Origin of the sequence: Azospirillum aestuarii (genome assembly GCF_016632405.1) — a bacterium.
Classification (GTDB): domain Bacteria; phylum Pseudomonadota; class Alphaproteobacteria; order Azospirillales; family Azospirillaceae; genus Azospirillum; species Azospirillum aestuarii.
In genome coordinates this window covers 64,760-79,405 of the sequence record NZ_JAEPIV010000007.1, presented here as the reverse complement: position 1 = coordinate 79,405, position 14,646 = coordinate 64,760, and the positions used below count along the sequence as shown (strand labels likewise).

At 68.4% G+C, this 14,646-nt stretch carries 13 protein-coding genes; 5 read left to right on the top strand and 8 right to left on the bottom strand.

What is annotated here, in order from left to right; genetic code table 11:
* Nucleotides 1-18: 18 nt before the first annotated feature.
* The gene (locus tag JJL56_RS15080) at nt 19-264 is read left to right on the top strand and encodes a hypothetical protein (protein WP_145626449.1); all 246 of its coding nucleotides are present in this window, start codon (nt 19-21) and stop codon (nt 262-264) included.
* A gap of 143 nt (nt 265-407) precedes the next feature.
* Here the strand turns inward: JJL56_RS15080 and sppA are convergent, their stop codons facing one another.
* A complete protein-coding gene (gene sppA, locus JJL56_RS15075; RefSeq protein ID WP_200485539.1) occupies nt 408-2,159 on the bottom strand; it encodes a signal peptide peptidase SppA in 1,752 nt (583 codons plus the stop codon).
* 28 nt (nt 2,160-2,187) lie between these two features.
* Nucleotides 2,188-2,760, bottom strand: coding sequence for a peroxidase-related enzyme (locus JJL56_RS15070; protein WP_200485538.1), 573 nt, complete (start codon nt 2,758-2,760; stop codon nt 2,188-2,190).
* Between the two features lie 209 nt (nt 2,761-2,969).
* On the opposite strand from JJL56_RS15070, the gene JJL56_RS15065 reads away from it, so the two are divergent.
* Nucleotides 2,970-4,064, top strand: a complete 1,095-nt coding sequence (locus JJL56_RS15065; protein WP_200485537.1) for a response regulator — start codon at nt 2,970-2,972, stop codon at nt 4,062-4,064.
* 9 nt (nt 4,065-4,073) lie between these two features.
* On the opposite strand, the gene JJL56_RS15060 is transcribed toward JJL56_RS15065, so the two are convergent.
* From JJL56_RS15060 to fabI, 4 genes are all read right to left on the bottom strand, one after another.
* Nucleotides 4,074-4,610: an invasion associated locus B family protein gene (locus JJL56_RS15060; RefSeq protein WP_345772582.1), complete on the bottom strand. Its 537-nt coding sequence runs from the start codon at nt 4,608-4,610 to the stop codon at nt 4,074-4,076.
* A gap of 47 nt (nt 4,611-4,657) precedes the next feature.
* On the bottom strand, nt 4,658-5,734 hold the full coding sequence (gene aroC / locus JJL56_RS15055) for a chorismate synthase (RefSeq protein WP_200485535.1): 1,077 nt from the start codon (nt 5,732-5,734) through the stop codon (nt 4,658-4,660).
* Between the two features lie 95 nt (nt 5,735-5,829).
* Nucleotides 5,830-6,966: a hypothetical protein gene (locus JJL56_RS15050; RefSeq protein WP_247889480.1), complete on the bottom strand. Its 1,137-nt coding sequence runs from the start codon at nt 6,964-6,966 to the stop codon at nt 5,830-5,832.
* Between the two features lie 199 nt (nt 6,967-7,165).
* Nucleotides 7,166-8,014, bottom strand: a complete 849-nt coding sequence (gene fabI / locus JJL56_RS15045) for an enoyl-ACP reductase FabI (RefSeq protein WP_145626456.1) — start codon at nt 8,012-8,014, stop codon at nt 7,166-7,168.
* Between the two features lie 136 nt (nt 8,015-8,150).
* Here fabI and JJL56_RS15040 point away from each other — a divergent pair, with 136 nt between their 5' ends.
* Nucleotides 8,151-9,497 carry a YihY family inner membrane protein gene (locus JJL56_RS15040; protein WP_200485534.1) on the top strand — a complete coding sequence of 449 codons (1,347 nt, stop codon included), beginning with the start codon at nt 8,151-8,153 and terminating at the stop codon, nt 9,495-9,497.
* 38 nt (nt 9,498-9,535) lie between these two features.
* Here JJL56_RS15040 and JJL56_RS15035 read toward each other — a convergent pair whose 3' ends face one another.
* Entirely contained in the window at nt 9,536-10,552 is a 1,017-nt protein-coding gene (locus tag JJL56_RS15035; RefSeq protein ID WP_200485533.1) for a radical SAM/SPASM domain-containing protein, read from the bottom strand.
* A gap of 139 nt (nt 10,553-10,691) precedes the next feature.
* On the opposite strand from JJL56_RS15035, the gene JJL56_RS15030 reads away from it, so the two are divergent.
* Both JJL56_RS15030 and JJL56_RS15025 read left to right on the top strand, forming a co-directional pair.
* A complete protein-coding gene (locus JJL56_RS15030) occupies nt 10,692-11,894 on the top strand; it encodes a sialidase family protein (protein WP_247891079.1) in 1,203 nt (400 codons plus the stop codon).
* Nucleotides 11,895-11,901: 7 nt separating this feature from the next.
* Entirely contained in the window at nt 11,902-13,062 is a 1,161-nt protein-coding gene (locus tag JJL56_RS15025) for a phosphoserine transaminase (protein ID WP_145626460.1), read from the top strand.
* 60 nt (nt 13,063-13,122) lie between these two features.
* Here the strand turns inward: JJL56_RS15025 and JJL56_RS15020 are convergent, their stop codons facing one another.
* A complete protein-coding gene (locus JJL56_RS15020) occupies nt 13,123-14,586 on the bottom strand; it encodes a TrkH family potassium uptake protein (protein ID WP_247889481.1) in 1,464 nt (487 codons plus the stop codon).
* Between the last annotated feature and the right edge of the window lie 60 nt (nt 14,587-14,646).

Here is a 14,646-nt window from a genome sequence, read left to right as displayed (position 1 = left end):
AGGAAAGGAGTGCGCCAGATGGAGCGCGAGGACGAATGTGCTCTCGACCGATATATCGCGGCGATTCCGCTTAACCTGAGAGTAGTGGCCAGGGCTGCTTACGAGGAGCTGTCGAACAATCCCTTCCTGCCGGTCTTTTCAAAGGACGAAATCGCACGGTTGGTCTGCTCGCCGGGATTTCAGAGTTACTTGGAAAGTGAAAACAGAACCAACGCCGGTCCGCTGATGATGCTCTGTTCGGCGGAGTTTGCGACGCGCCATTGACGGCGGGCCATTGACGGCGTCCGGCCTTTGACGACGCCTTGTTGACGAGGTGCCATCGTCACGACGCAACGCAGCCACTCTTCTGCAGGCCGGCGGCCGTCCCGCCGGCCTGATCTTTGTCACCTGCTCCTTGTCCGTGGGGCTTACCGTTCGAGGCCCAACGGCGGCATCCGCGCCTCCACCGCACCGCTGCGGGCCGCCTTGACCAGCGCCGCCAGTTCGGCCAGCGCCGGGCGCAACCCGGCCAGCACCGCCACGGCTTCCACCAGATCCCCCTTGCCCGAGGCGAGGTCGAGGATTTCCCGGAACAGCGGCTTCGGACGGGGATAGCCGGTCACGGTGACCGGATCGTCGGGCGCCAGCTTTGCCGCCTGCTTGGCGAGCATCAGCGCGGTGGCGACTCCGCCCAGCTCGTCGATCAGCCCGAGAGTCTTGGCCTGGGCGCCGGTCCACACGCGGCCCTTGGCGGCGTCCCGCGCCTGTTCGGGGGTGAGGTGCCGGGCCTCCGCCACGCGGGACAGGAAGGTGGAATAGCTGCTGTCGATGATCGCGTTCAGCCGCTCCTCCCCGGCGGGGCCGAAGGGGCGGAAGGGCGACCACAGTCCGGCGTTGGGGGCGGTGTCGAGGACGCCCCAATGCACGCCCAGCCGCTCCGACAGGCCGGCGACCGACATCTTTCCGGCAACCACGCCGATGGAGCCGGTCACGGTGGCCGGGGAGGCGACGATGCGGTCGGCGGCCAGCGCGATCCAATAGCCGCCGGACGCCGCCGTCCCGCCCATGCTGGCGATCACCGGTTTGCCCGACTGGCGGGCCTTGACCAGCGCGCGGCGGATCGTTTCGGAGGCGGTCACGCTGCCGCCGCCGCTGTCGATGCGGAACAGGATGGCCTTGACGTCGGGATCGTCCACCGCGTCCTCGATGGCCTCCACGATCGTCTCGGACCCGGCGGTGATCTCGCCCAGGCCGGGCTTGCCGCTGTCGCCGCCGGTGATGGTGCCGGTGGCGTGGATCAGCGCGATGGTCGGGCCGTTGCGGTTGGGCGGGCCGGCGATGCCCAGATAGTCCGCCGCCTCCATGGTGTCGGCGTCGGGCGCGGCCCCGGCGCGGCGCAGCGCCTCCTCCCGCGCTTCGTCGGCGTAGCCCAGCCGGTCGACCAGCTTGGCGTCCACCGCCTCGCGGTCGATCAGAGGCGCGCGGTCCATCGCCGCCTTCACGGCGGCGGGGGGCAGGCGGCGGCTCACCGCCACCCCGTCGACGATCTGGTTGGTCAAGTCGCCGAGCAGCGACTCCATCATCTCGCGGTGAGCGGGCGTGAAGTCCGTCCGCATGACGCTGTCGGCGAGGCTCTTGTACTCCTCCCGCTGGAATACCTGCGGCTGGATGTCCAGCTTGTCCAGCGCGCCGCGGGCGAAGGGGATCTGGGCGGACAGGCCGGTCAGGCCGAGCAGCCCCAGCGGCTGCATCCACACCTCGTCGAAGGCGCTGGCCAGCAGGTAGGAGCGGTTGCCGGCCCCGGTGTCGCCGTAGGATTCGGCGAAGGCGATGGCGAAGCGCCCCGACGCGCGGAACCGCTCCACCGCCGCCCGCAGCTCCTGCACCTGGGCGAAGCTGGCGCCGTCGCCGCCGAAGCGGGCGAGAACGCCCTTCACCCGCGGGTCGGTGCGTCCCCGCTCCAGCGCGTCGAGCACCTCCTGGAAGGTCGTCTCGTGGCCGAGTACGCTGCCCAGCCGGTCCACGCTCCCCTCCGCCAGCGGGTCGCGGAGATCCAGCTCCAGCACGACGGTGTCGGGCAGGGAGGGCTCATGCCGGATCGCCAGGACGACCCCGGTGACCACGGCGGCCACCACGAGGAAACCGATGAGGGCGAACAGGCGGACAAAGAACCTCAGCATCCGGGGGGGCTCCGGTGGTTGCGCGGCGTCAGCGGTCCTGCTTGTGGTAGTCGCGGTTCGGCATCATGTCCACCGCCGAGGCGACGCGGTTCGACATGTTGTAGAAGGCGGCGGTGTCGGCGACGTCGAAGATCTCCTCGTCGCCGAAGCCGGCGTCGCGCAGCGCCTGCCGGTCCGGCTCGCCCATGGTCCAGGGCTCCTTGGTCAGCTTCCACGCGAAATCGAGCATGGCGCGCTGGCGCGGCTCCAGCTTGGCGGCGCGGTAGTTGAAGGCGAGCATCTCGCCGAGTTCCGGATCGCCGGACAGCTTGCGCACCGCCTGCCCATGGGCGACGAGGCAGTAGTAGCAATGGTTGGCGGAGGACACGACCACGGCGATCATCTCGCGCTCCAACTTGGACAGGCCGCTCTCGCCGACCATCAGCTCGTTGTAGAGCTGGGCGAAGGTGCGCAGCTTCTTCGGGCGCAGGCTGTAGGCGCGCAGCACGTTGGGGACGAAGCCCAGCTTTTCCTCGCACTTGGCGAAGAGGGCGGCCATGTCCGGGTCGAGGTCGGGCATCTCGGGAACGGGCAGGGCCATGACGTGATCGGGCTGGGGCATCGCGGCGGTCTCCTCCAGTGTGTTGGTTTCGTTGCGGTGTACGCTGTTTTGGCCGACAGGGTAGCCGGGCGGCGGCGCTTCGCAAAGCCCCACCTCCGGTCAGGCCCATTCACCAGGGGTTGCAACCCTGCCTTTCGTACGTTGTCTCTCGCCAAGCCGTCGCCGTCCGTGCGAAGACTGCGCTCCGTCGCAACGCAGTGGCTCGACCGATGAACGATCCGGGCGGCAAGGGCGCGCCCAAGCTCGGCCTCCTCTCGGTTCTGGTGGTCGAGGACAGCGCCTTCATCCGCAACGTGCTGACCGCGACCCTGCGCACCATCGGGGTCGGCGCGGTGCATGCCGAAGCCGGCGGCGCGGAAGCCATCCGCTTCCTGGAGGAGCGGCGGGCCGCCCTGCCGCCCGGCACGGCGCCGGTGGACGTGATCATCACCGATCTGGTGATGCCGGAGGTGGACGGGCTGATGCTGCTGCGCTGGCTGCGCTGCAGCCCGAAATCGCCGGACCGCTTTCTGCCCGTGCTGATGCTGTCCGGCGCCGCCGACCGCCATTACGTGGAGCAGGCGCGCGACCTGGGCGCCACCGACTTCATCGCCAAGCCCTTTTCCGCCGCGACCATCGCCAGCCGCCTGCTGGCCGCGATGGCCCGGCCGCGGCGCTTCGTGCTCGCCAAGGGGTATTTCGGGCCGGACCGGCGGCGGACGCAGCGGCCGGTGGCGATGGATTGCCGGATGACCGGCCCCAGGGAAATCCTGGTGGTGCACAGCGCGTCCAAGGCGGTGGGCATCGACCGCTTTCCGGTCGTGCATTTCGATCTGCCCAACCGGCTGGGCGCGAAGATGGGCATCGCGCCGAAGGACCCCGTGCCGACGCTGCCCGATGAGGTTTTGGCGGCGGCGGAGGCGGAGATCCAGAACCGGGCCGGCGATTACGCCACCTGGATCGCCGGGGAGGTGGACGAGCTGGCCCGCCGCGTCGAGCGGCTGGGCGCGGACACCGCCGCGGTCCCGGCGCTGATGGGGCAGATCAACCGCTCCGCCCACGAGATGCGCGGGCAGGGCGGCATCTTCGGCTATCCGCTGATCACCCGCATCGCCAAGTCGCTCTACGAGGCGACGCACGGCGGCTTTCCCGCCGTCACCGGCAACGAGCGCCTGCTGCTGAAAGCCCATGTGGACGCGATCAAGGCGGTGATGAACGGGCGGATCAGCGGCGACGGCGGAGCGACCGGCCAGCAGCTTCTGGCCTCGCTCGACCTCGCCAAGAAGAAATACTCCAAGCCGGACGGCGAGGGCGATCCGGCCTGAGCGCCGCCGCTATTTCCAGCGGATTCCCTCCTCGCGGCGGATCTCCTCCATGCGCTCCAGCGCCGGCTTGAAGCCTGTCAGGGAGAAGCGCACCTCCGCCTTGCCGCTCGCCGGGGCGGAGCCGACGGCGGCGACCTCCTTGCCGGGAGTCAGCCGTTCAACCAGCTTGGCGTTGGTCTCCGGATCGAGTACCGCGCAGGTGTTGGTCTCCCATTCGAAGCGTTCGCACGGGTATTCGGGGCGGAACAGCGCCCGGTCCACCCAGACGCGGACGATCTTCGACAGGTCCATCGTTTGCTCGTCCAGCCGGAAGCGCAGCCCTTCCAGCCAGCGCTCGCTGGAGCGCAGCCAGACGAGGCGCGACCGCCGGTCGCTGCCGGGGCGGGACAGCAGTTCGCATTCGACGCGGCTCGGCTCGCTCCAGACTTGGCAGTAGAGGCGCCAGTCCTTGAAGCTCTCCGAATGCTCGCGGTAGGCCGGAGACTGGGATTGGGCCTGGATTGGGGCGGCGGGAAAGGCGGCGACCAGCAGAAACCCCGCGATCACGCCGCCGCGCCACGCACCCGTCCTGCGTCCCGTTTCCCGCATCGGCCTCAGCCCCGCGCGTAGGCGCGGTGGCGCAGCAGATGGTCGGCCAGAACGCAGGCCATCATCGCCTCGCCGACCGGAACGGCGCGGATGCCGACGCAGGGGTCGTGGCGGCCCTTGGTCAGGATGTCGGTGTCCTTGCCCTGCAGATCGACCGTCTGGCGCGGGGTGAGGATGGAACTGGTCGGCTTCACCGCGAAGCGCACCACGATGTCCTGCCCGGTGGAAATGCCGCCGAGGATGCCGCCGGCGAGGTTGGAGCGGAATTCCGGTTCGCTGTCGGGTCCGGCGCGCATCTCGTCGGCGTTCTGCTCGCCGGTCAGGGTGGCGGCCTCGAAGCCGTTGCCGATCTCCACGCCCTTGACGGCGTTGATCGTCATCATGGCGCGGGCGAGATCGCCGTCCAGCTTGTCGTAGAGCGGGTCGCCCAACCCGGCGGGCAGGCCGGAGGCCACCACCTCCACCACCGCGCCGATGGACGAACCGCTCTTGCGGATGCCGTCCAGATAGTCCGCCCATTCGGCGGCGGCCTGCGGGTCGGGGCAGAAGAAGGGGTTGTTGTCCACCTCCGCCCAATCCCAGCGGCTGCGGTCCACCTTGTGCGGGCCGATCTGCACCAGCGCGCCGCGGACGGTCACGCCGTTGCCCAGCACCTTGCGCGCCACCGCGCCCGCCGCCACGCGGCAGGCCGTCTCGCGCGCCGAGGAGCGGCCGCCGCCGCGGTAGTCGCGGATGCCGTACTTCTTCCAATAGGTGTAGTCGGCGTGGCCGGGCCGGAATTTGGCGGCGATCTCGCTGTAGTCCTTGGAGCGCTGGTCGGTGTTCTCGATCATCAGCGAGACCGGCGTGCCGGTGGTCTGCCCTTCGAACACGCCGGACAGGATCTTGACCTGATCGGGCTCCTGCCGCTGCGTGGTGTAGCGCGACTGGCCGGGCCGGCGCTTGTCGAGCCAGGGCTGGATGTCCGCCTCGGTCAGGGAGAGCAGCGACGGGCAGCCGTCCACCACCACGCCGATCGCCGGCCCATGGCTCTCGCCCCAGGTGGTGAAACGGAAAAGCGTACCGAAGCTGTTGCCGGCCATGGCGAGGACTCCCGATGCGACACGATCTGTCCGCACGACGTGCGGTGGAGCGCGTTTCTTGCGGCGTTTCGGCCGGCGCGTCAAGCGCGAGGGGCTTAAAACGCTCCCTTCTGCTCACGCCGGCGGTCGAGCGCGACCTCGAACTGGCGCAGCAGCTTGTGCGTGGCTTCGAAGTAGAGCTTGCGCTGCGGGTTGTTCTTCATGCAGCGGGCGTCCAGGTGGGACACGCTGGTCAAGGCGGAGACGCAGTAGCCGAGCAGCCAGTAATGGGAGCGGATCTTGCGCAGATAGTCGCGGAAGGGTTCCGGCTGGCCGGCCATGAAGGCGGAGAAGCTCGCCTCGTAGTCGGCGAGGATCTGCCGGATGTCCATCAGCGTGGTTTCCAGCAGCTTGCCCACCTTTTCGATGTGCATCAGAAGCTGGGTTTCATAGGGCTTGTGCATGCGGATATCGACCGGGATGCATTCCCGCGACTTCAGCCAGTTCAGGATGATCCGCGCCCGCGGCGCGATGCGGCGGAGCTGGTACTCGTAGAAGGTCGTGCCCTTCCAGGCGCTGAAGATCTGGTCCGCTTCGCTGCGGTCGATGCCGAAGGCCGAGACGAACAGGCCGGCTTCTTCGAGCTCGGGATTCCAGATCGCTTCCAGGAAGCGCTCGATGCTCTGGGCGCCGTTGCCGCCGCCGTCGATGGCCTTGCGCACGATGGGTTCGATGCGCGCCCGGATCAGGCGGCGGAGCTGCTGGTCCTCGGCGTCGCTGATCGCCCAGTGACGCTTGTCCACCGGGACCTTCTCGCCTTCGAAACACGCCTTCAACAGGAAGGCGTCCAGCGACGGCACGCTGTCGATCAGGGTGAGGGTGCGCAGGTCGGCGGCCGCGGCCTCGCTGTTGGCCTCGCCGATGCCGAATTGCTCTGCCAGCAGAATGCTGCTGTTGCGGGCGCGTAGGTAGATGGCGAGCCCGCCCGCTTCGGTGTGTTCGACGCTGTGCGGAATGTAAATGCCGGTCTCGACCGGCCGCGATCCGACGTCGCCATCCTCATCCTCGTCGACGATGGGATTGGCATAGTCGTCGGCGTCTTCGTCGAAATTCGGATACTTGAAGAGAATGGCCTTGTTCAATCCGCGAGCGCGGAACAGGCGATTTTCTTCAGGGATTTCGCGGGTGATGGTGATCAAGTTCATCGAGACGCTGGAGCCGCCGTAGAGAATTTGCTCCAGAATCGGGGACACCGAATCCGATTGCCGCCGTGCACGCATCCGACTGTCACCTTCCGCAACCTTCCGTAAGCGTGAAGAATAGCGGTCTGCTGCGGTGCGCAAAAGTAGGTAATACGACGATCGGTGAAAAATACCTCAAACCGGGTAAGGGCGTTTCCGGCGGGCGTTCCGGAACGAACCGGACGCGCCCGCCGTCGCCCGAGGCTCGGGATCAGGCGGGCTTGGCCGCGCCGCCCAGCGATCCCAGGAGCTGCGACACCTCGGCCGCCGCGTCCACCGCGACCATGCCGACGGTGTGGTAGCCGGAGTCGACGTGCATCACCTCACCGGTCACGCCGGTGCCGAGGTCGCTCAGCAGGAACAGGCCGGCGCCGCCGACCTCGCCGATGGTGACGTTGCGTTTCAGCGGGGCGTTCAGCTCGTTCCACTTCAGAATGTAGCGGAAGTCGCCGATGCCGCTGGCGGCCAGCGTCTTGATCGGGCCGGCGGAGATGGCATTGACGCGGATGTCCCGACCGCCCAAATCGACGGCCAGGTAACGCACGCTCGCCTCCAGCGCGGCCTTGGCGACGCCCATCACATTGTAGTGGGGCATCACGCGCTCGGCGCCGTAATAGGAGAGGGTGAGCAGGCTGCCGCCGTCCTTCATCAGCGGAACGGCGCGTTGCGCCACCGCGGTGAAGGAGTAGCAGGAGATGTCCATCGTGCGCAGGAAGTTGGCCCGCGTCGTGTCGAGATAGAGGCCGTCCAGCTCGTTCTTGTCGGAAAAAGCGATCGCATGAACCAGGAAGTCCAGCTTGCCCCATTCCTTTTCGATGGCGGCGAAGGTCGCGTCGACGCTGGCCTCGTCGGTGACGTCGCAGGGCAGCAGCAGCGGGGCCTTGACCTGATCGGCCAGCGGCTTCACGCGCTTCAGCAGCGCGTCACCCTGATAGGTGAAGGCCAGCTCGGCGCCGTGCTGCGCCAGCGTGGAGGCAATTCCCCAGGCGATCGAACGATCGTTCGCCACGCCCATGATCAGGCCACGCTTGCCGTCCATGAGCGGCTTCGGGTTGGACATCCGTACCTCGTGCATCCAGAGTATGCTTTGAAAAGTGGGCCGCATCCTACACGAAAGACCGGCCCGGTCAAACCAAGGCGGGAGGCGTCCTGTGGCTGAAACCGAAGGCACTTCGAAAGGGGCGTGGAACCCCTTTGTGCGCGTTCGGGAAATCGGCGGCTTCATCGCCTATTCCTCCATGCGCTTCTACAACGACAACTGCTTCCAGACCGCGGCGTCGCTGACCTACACCTCGCTGCTGGCGCTGGTGCCGCTGATGACCATCGGCTTCGCGATCTTTTCCGCCTTTCCCGCCTTCAATGCCTTGCAATCGCGCATCCAGACGTTGCTGTTCAAGAATCTCGTGCCGGAGAACAGCGACGCCATCCTGCAATATCTGGCGGCCTTCATGGCCAACGCCGGGCAGATGCCGGTGTTCGGCATCGTCGGGCTGGCGATGTCCGCGGTCCTGCTGATCTGGACCATCGAGGGGTCCTTCGCCACCGTCTGGCGGGTGCGGGAACCGCGCTCCTACGTCACCCGCATCCTGTCCTTCTGGGCGGTGGTGTCGCTGAGCCCGCTGTTCGCCGGCGCCAGCCTGTCGCTGTCCAGCACCCTGTGGGCGGTGCTCCAGTTCGCCCATCTGGAGGGCTTCGCCGACCCGCTGGTGGGGATCGGGGCGATCCTGCCCTTCATGCTGCAGCTGGTCGGCTGCACGCTGCTCTACGTCATCATCCCGAACCGGGACGTCGGGTGGATGGACGCCGCCTGCGGCGGGGCGGTCGCCTCGCTGTTGCTGGAGACGTCCAAGGCGGGCTTCGCCATGTACATGAAGGAGTTCCCCGCCTACCAGACCATCTACGGCGCGCTGGCGACCGTGCCGATCTTCCTGTTCTGGCTCTACATCGCCTGGTCCACCGTGCTGTTCGGCGCGGTCATCACCGCCTCGCTGCCGGAATGGCGGGCCGGCAAGATCACCCGCGGCGGGCCGGAGGGGCTGCTGCCGGCCCAGCGGCTGGGGCTGGCCCTGGCCGTCCTGCACGAGCTTCTGGAGGGCACGCGGCTCGGCGTGGGCTTGCGGCGGCGGACGCTGGTCGGGCGCGTGCCGGTCGGGACGGTGCTGATCGACGGCATCCTGGAGCAGCTTCGCGACGCCCATTGGGTGGCCCACACCACGCACAACGCCTGGGTCGTCACCCGCGACCTGAGCGAGGCCACGCTGTTCGACCTGATGAAGGCGCTGGGCATCGGCCTGCGCGGCTCCGTCCGGGGGCTGGGCGGGCTGGAGCTGCCCTGGCAGGACCGCACGGCCCATCTGCTGGAGCAGGCGGAGCGGAGCCAGGAGGAAATCCTCGGCGTGCCGATCAAGACCCTGCTGTCCGACCGGCCCCTGGAGGCGGGAGCGCTCGAAACGGGACCTCGGGAACCGGACTCACAGGAAGCCGGGACGCCGGCGGGGGAGGGTTCCGGCGCCGTCCCGCTGCGGGCGAAGCGCTGGCCCTGAACGCGGGCCTTGCAGGCGGCCTTGGATTTTGGCGGCGCTTAAGCCCGGTACTTGGCGACGAGGTCCGCGGCGAAGCCATCCAGGTTGTTGTCGGCGGGCAGGGTCTGGACGTAGGAGCAGCCGCGGCAGGCTTCGATCTCGTCGCGCCGGCCCTCCAGGTGCTTCAGCCGGAAATCGCGCAGCCGCTCGCCGTTCCAGATGTCGCGCAGCGATTCCTCGGCGACGTTGCCGACGATGGTGCCCATGCGCCAGTCGGCGCAGCAGACCGATACCTCGCCGTTGAAGTTGATGGCCAGCTTCAGGAAGGGCTCGGAGCAGACCTTGCGGGCCGTGTCGGGGGCGGCGGCGAAGGCGCTCTCCTCGGCCAGCGCCTCGCCGTGCAGCGGATGGACGAACAGGCTGTCGGCGATCGGCGTGAAGGTGTCGATGAAGCTCTGCCGCTCCTCCTCGGTCAACTCCACGTTGATGATCTTGCAGTGGAGGTGGAAATCACGGCCCAGCTCCGTCTTGCGCCGGTAAAGATAGGCCACATTGTCCACGACGGTCTGGAAGCGGTCGAAGCGCCGGGTGACGCGCTTGTACATGGCGTCGCTGGCGCCGTAGACGGAGACGCGCATGGCGTCCAGCCCGGCGGCCAGCAGCGCGTCCGCACGCTCCGGCGTCAGCAGGGAACCATTGCTGGTCATCTCGACATGGCGGGCCAGGCCGCGCGCCTTCAGAAGATGGACCATATGCTCGATCCGGGTGTTCACCAGCGGCTCGCCGTCCTTGTAGAGGTGGACGGATTTGATCGGCGCGTCGAATTCTGCGATGTCGTCGGCGATCTTGCGGAACAGGTCGAACTTCATGGCGCCGCGCGGGCGGCCGATCTCCTCCAGCAGCTCAGGGTTGCCGGTGGCGCAGAAGACGCAGCGGAAGTTGCAGCCGTTCGACGGGTCGATCAGCAGCGAGAAGGGCGTGGTCAGCGGCAGCACCTGCGACAGGTCGTTGCGGTCGCGGTGGCGGCCGTAGGGAATGTTCGCGGTGGTGGCCGCTTCGGTTCTCACTTCGGTCATGACCTTCGCCGGGCAGGGCTGCGGAAAGCGGTGTGACTAGCAAGGGATCACGCGCACCGTAAAGAAATCCTTCATTCCGGCCACCGGACATTGATGGGATGCCCCCCTGCGGGGCGGGGTCAAGGCGGGTTTCAGGGTCATGCTCGACAGTCTTTCGCATCGCGTCGTCTACAGCGACCGGCGCTTCTACGCGTCCTTCCCGTCCGCGGCCACGCTGGCCGACGGGCGGGTGCTGGTGGCCTTCCGGCGCGCCCGCGACCACCGCTGGCTGCACGGGGAGCCGGCGGACGGCAATGGCGATTTCACCAGCGTCGACCATGTGGATTCGCGCTCCCACCTCGTGATCCAGCGCTTCACCCCGGATTTCGAGCCGGAAGGCGCGCCGCAGCCCCTGCCCACCGACCCGGAGGCGGGCGACCAGGACCCCAGCCTGCTGGTCCTGCGCTCGGGGCGGATCGTCATGGGCAGCTTCGGCTGGTACCCGATGTCGGCGCGCCACGGCCTGCGGCTGCGGGAGAGGGGCGTCCACCTGCTGGGCAACGCCGGGACGTCGGGCACCTTCTTCCTGTTCTGGGGCGGCAGCACCCGCGTCAGCGACGACGGCGGGCTGCACTGGTCGGCGCACCGCTACCTGCCGGAGCTGCCGGACCAGGGGCCGATCCTGCCCGGCCTGCGCCCCATGCTGGGCGGTGCGGTGCGCGGGCGGGCGGTGGAGGCGCCGGACGGCACGCTGCTGATGGCGACCTACACGGGCGGCCCCTACAGCAGCTACCTGTTCGCCTCCCGCGACCGCGGGGAAAGCTGGGCTCTGCGCAGCACCATCGCGCGCGACCCTGCGGGGCGGGCCGGCTTCTGCGAGACCGCCCTGCACCTGACCGCCGACGGCCAACTGGTCGCCTTCCACCGCACCACCGGGCTGGGCGACCGCCTCGCCACCTCGGTCTCCCATGATCTGGGGGAAAGCTGGGCGCCCTGGATCGAGAACGCGGTCATCGGCCATCCCTACGACGCCTGCCCGCTGCCGGACGGGCGGCTGCTCATCGTCTATGGCTACCGCCACCAGCCCTACGGCGTGCGTGCCCGCGTCTGGGACAGCCGGCGGGAAACTCTGGAGAGCGCGCCGGAGGTTGTCATCCGCGACGACGCGCCGTCGCCCGACGTCGGCTATCCCTGGGCGACCGTGCTGGCGGACGGGCGGGTGGCGGTCTGCTACTACATCTGCGACGCGGCGGGCATCCGCCACATCCAGGCGACGCTGCTGCGCGTGAGCGGCCGATTGACGGGCTCCGACGCAACTCCTATCGTCCCCGGCCATACCGCAATCCCGAGTTTTGGGGAGTAGACCGCCCATGAAGCCCGCCCGCCGGCCGTCGAACCCGCTGTTTTCCTCCGGCCCCTGCGCCAAGCGGCCCGGCTGGTCGCTGGACGCCCTGGACGGCGCGCTGCTCGGCCGCTCCCACCGCTCGAAGCCGGGCAAGGCGAAGCTGAAGGAAGTCATCGACCTGACCCGCGCCGTCCTGGCGATCCCCGGCGACTACCGCATCGGCATCGTCCCGGCCTCCGACACCGGGGCGGTGGAGATGGCGCTGTGGAACCTGCTGGGTGAGCGCGGCGTCGACATGATGGCCTGGGAGAGCTTCGGCAAGGAGTGGGTGACCGACGTCACCAAGCAGCTCCGCCTGTCCGACGTGCGGACCATCCAGGCCCCCTACGGCGAACTGCCGGACCTGTCGCAGGCCGATTTCAGCCGCGACGTGGTGTTCACCTGGAACGGCACGACGTCGGGCGTGCGGGTGCCGGACGGCGACTGGATTCCGGCGGACCGCGAGGGGCTGTCGATCTGCGACGCGACCTCCGCCGCCTTCGCCATGGACATTCCGTGGAGCAAGATCGACGTCGCCACTTGGTCCTGGCAGAAGGTGCTGGGCGGCGAGGCCGCGCACGGCATGCTGGTGCTCAGCCCGCGCGCCGTGGCGCGGCTGGAGAGTTTCCAGCCTGACCGCCCGCTGCCCAAGATCTTCCGTTTGACCAGTGGTGGCAAGCTGATCGAGGGCATCTTCGTCGGCGACACCATCAACACGCCGTCCATGCTCTGCGTGGAGGACGCCATCGACGGGCTGCGCTGGTCGCTGTCGGTCGGCGGCCTGACGCAACTCATCCGCCGGTCGGAGCAGAACCTGCGCATCGTCTCGGAGTGGGTGGCGGCCTCGACCTGGGCCGGCTTCCTGGGAGACGATCCGGCGACGCGCTCCTGCACCTCGATCTGCCTGCGCTTCACCGACCCCGAGGTGACCGCGCTGACGCCGGAGGCCCAGGCCGACTTCGCCAAGAAGCTCGCCACGCTGCTGGAGAAGGAGGAGGCCGCCTTCGACGCCGGCTCCTACCGCGACGCCCCTCCCGGCCTGCGCCTTTGGGGCGGCGCCACGGTGGAGAACGAGGACATGGAGGCGGTCCTGCCCTGGCTCGACTGGGCCTTCGCCACGGTCAAGGCGGAGACCTTCGGGCGCTGAGCCGCTGATGTTGAGTGAAATAGGCCGCGCCACTCCGGTGCGGCCTTTTTCGTGGCCCGCTCAATCCCGCCAGAAGCTCGGCAGGATCAGCACCAGCACGGTGAAGACCTCCAGCCGGCCCAGCAGCATGGCGAAGCTCAGCACCCATTTCGCGGCGTCGGGCAAGGGGGCCATGGTGCCCGACGGGCCGACCACCGGCCCCAGCCCCGGTCCGGCGTTGGCGAGCGCGGAGGCGACGGCGCTGGCCGCGCTCAGGTAGTCCACGCCCATCGCGGCGACCAGCAGCGACAGGATGCCGAAGGCCGCCATGAAGGCGAAGGCGAGGTTGATGACCGAACCGACCACATCCTCGTCCAGCACCTTGCCCTGGTAGAGCGGGACCAGCACGCGGTTCGGCTTCAGCATCCGCTGCATCTGGTTCAGCATCGACAGGGCCAGCACCTGCCAGCGAAAGACCTTGATCGATCCCGTCGTCGATCCGGTGCAGCCGCCGATGAAGTAGAAGAAGAAAAAGGCGACCACGGCGAAGCTGCCCCAGGTCGAAAAGTCGGTGGAGACGAAGCCGGTCCCGGTGATGATCGAGGTGACGTTCACCACCGAATGGCTGAGCGCGTCCCGGAAGGGTAGGCCGACCACGGCGAAGGCCCACAGGGTCATGGCGACGCCGGCCACCAGCAGGATCGCCAGCAGCGCGTTTACCTGGCTGTCGCCGAAGACCGGCGCGTTGCGCTGGCCGCGCAGCAGGCGGATGTACCAGGTCAGCGGCAAGGCCCCGCAGATCATCGAGACGGTCGCCACCCACAGCACCGCGTGGGAATCGAACCAGCCGAGCGAGGCGTCCTTGGTCGAGAAGCCGCCCGTGGCGATGGAGGCCATGGCGTGGTTGATCGCGTCGAACCACGTCATGCCGGCCAGATGGTAGGCCGCCGCCGACAGGATGGTCAGCGCCAGATAGGTCATGGCGATGGCGCCCGCCGTGTCCTGCACCGTGGCGAAGGGCTTGTCGCCCTTGTCGGACGACTCGGTGCGAAAGAGCTGCATGCCGCCGACCCGCAGGATGGGCAGCACGGCGATCGCCATGACGATGATGCCGACCCCGCCGAACCAGTTCAGCAGCGACCGCCACAGCAGGACCCCCGGCGGGGCGCCGTCCAGCCCGACGATGACCGTGCCGCCGGTGGTGGAGAGGCCGGACATCGCCTCGTAATAGGCGTCGGTGAAGGACAGGCGGGCGGCGGAGATCATGAAGGGCAGGGCGCCGAAGGCGGCCAGGACGCACCAGGACAGCGTGGTCAGCAGGAAATGCTGCTTCACGGTGAAGCGCGCGTGCTCCCTGCTCGACGTCGCGAGGACCATGCCCCCGCTGACCGCCAGCGTCGCCGCGCTGGAACCGACGAAGGCCGTCCAGTCCTGGTTGCCCACGGCAGCGTCGGCCAGCGCCGGCACCAGCATGCCCAGCCCCAGGATGGTCAGAAGAATGCCGATGATGTGGAAGACCGGTCCCAGCGCGATTCCATTGCCCAAGGCTATGCCCTTCGCCGCCGCGGGGGCCGGTGGCGACGCCCCGTTCTTCCCCGTTGTTAT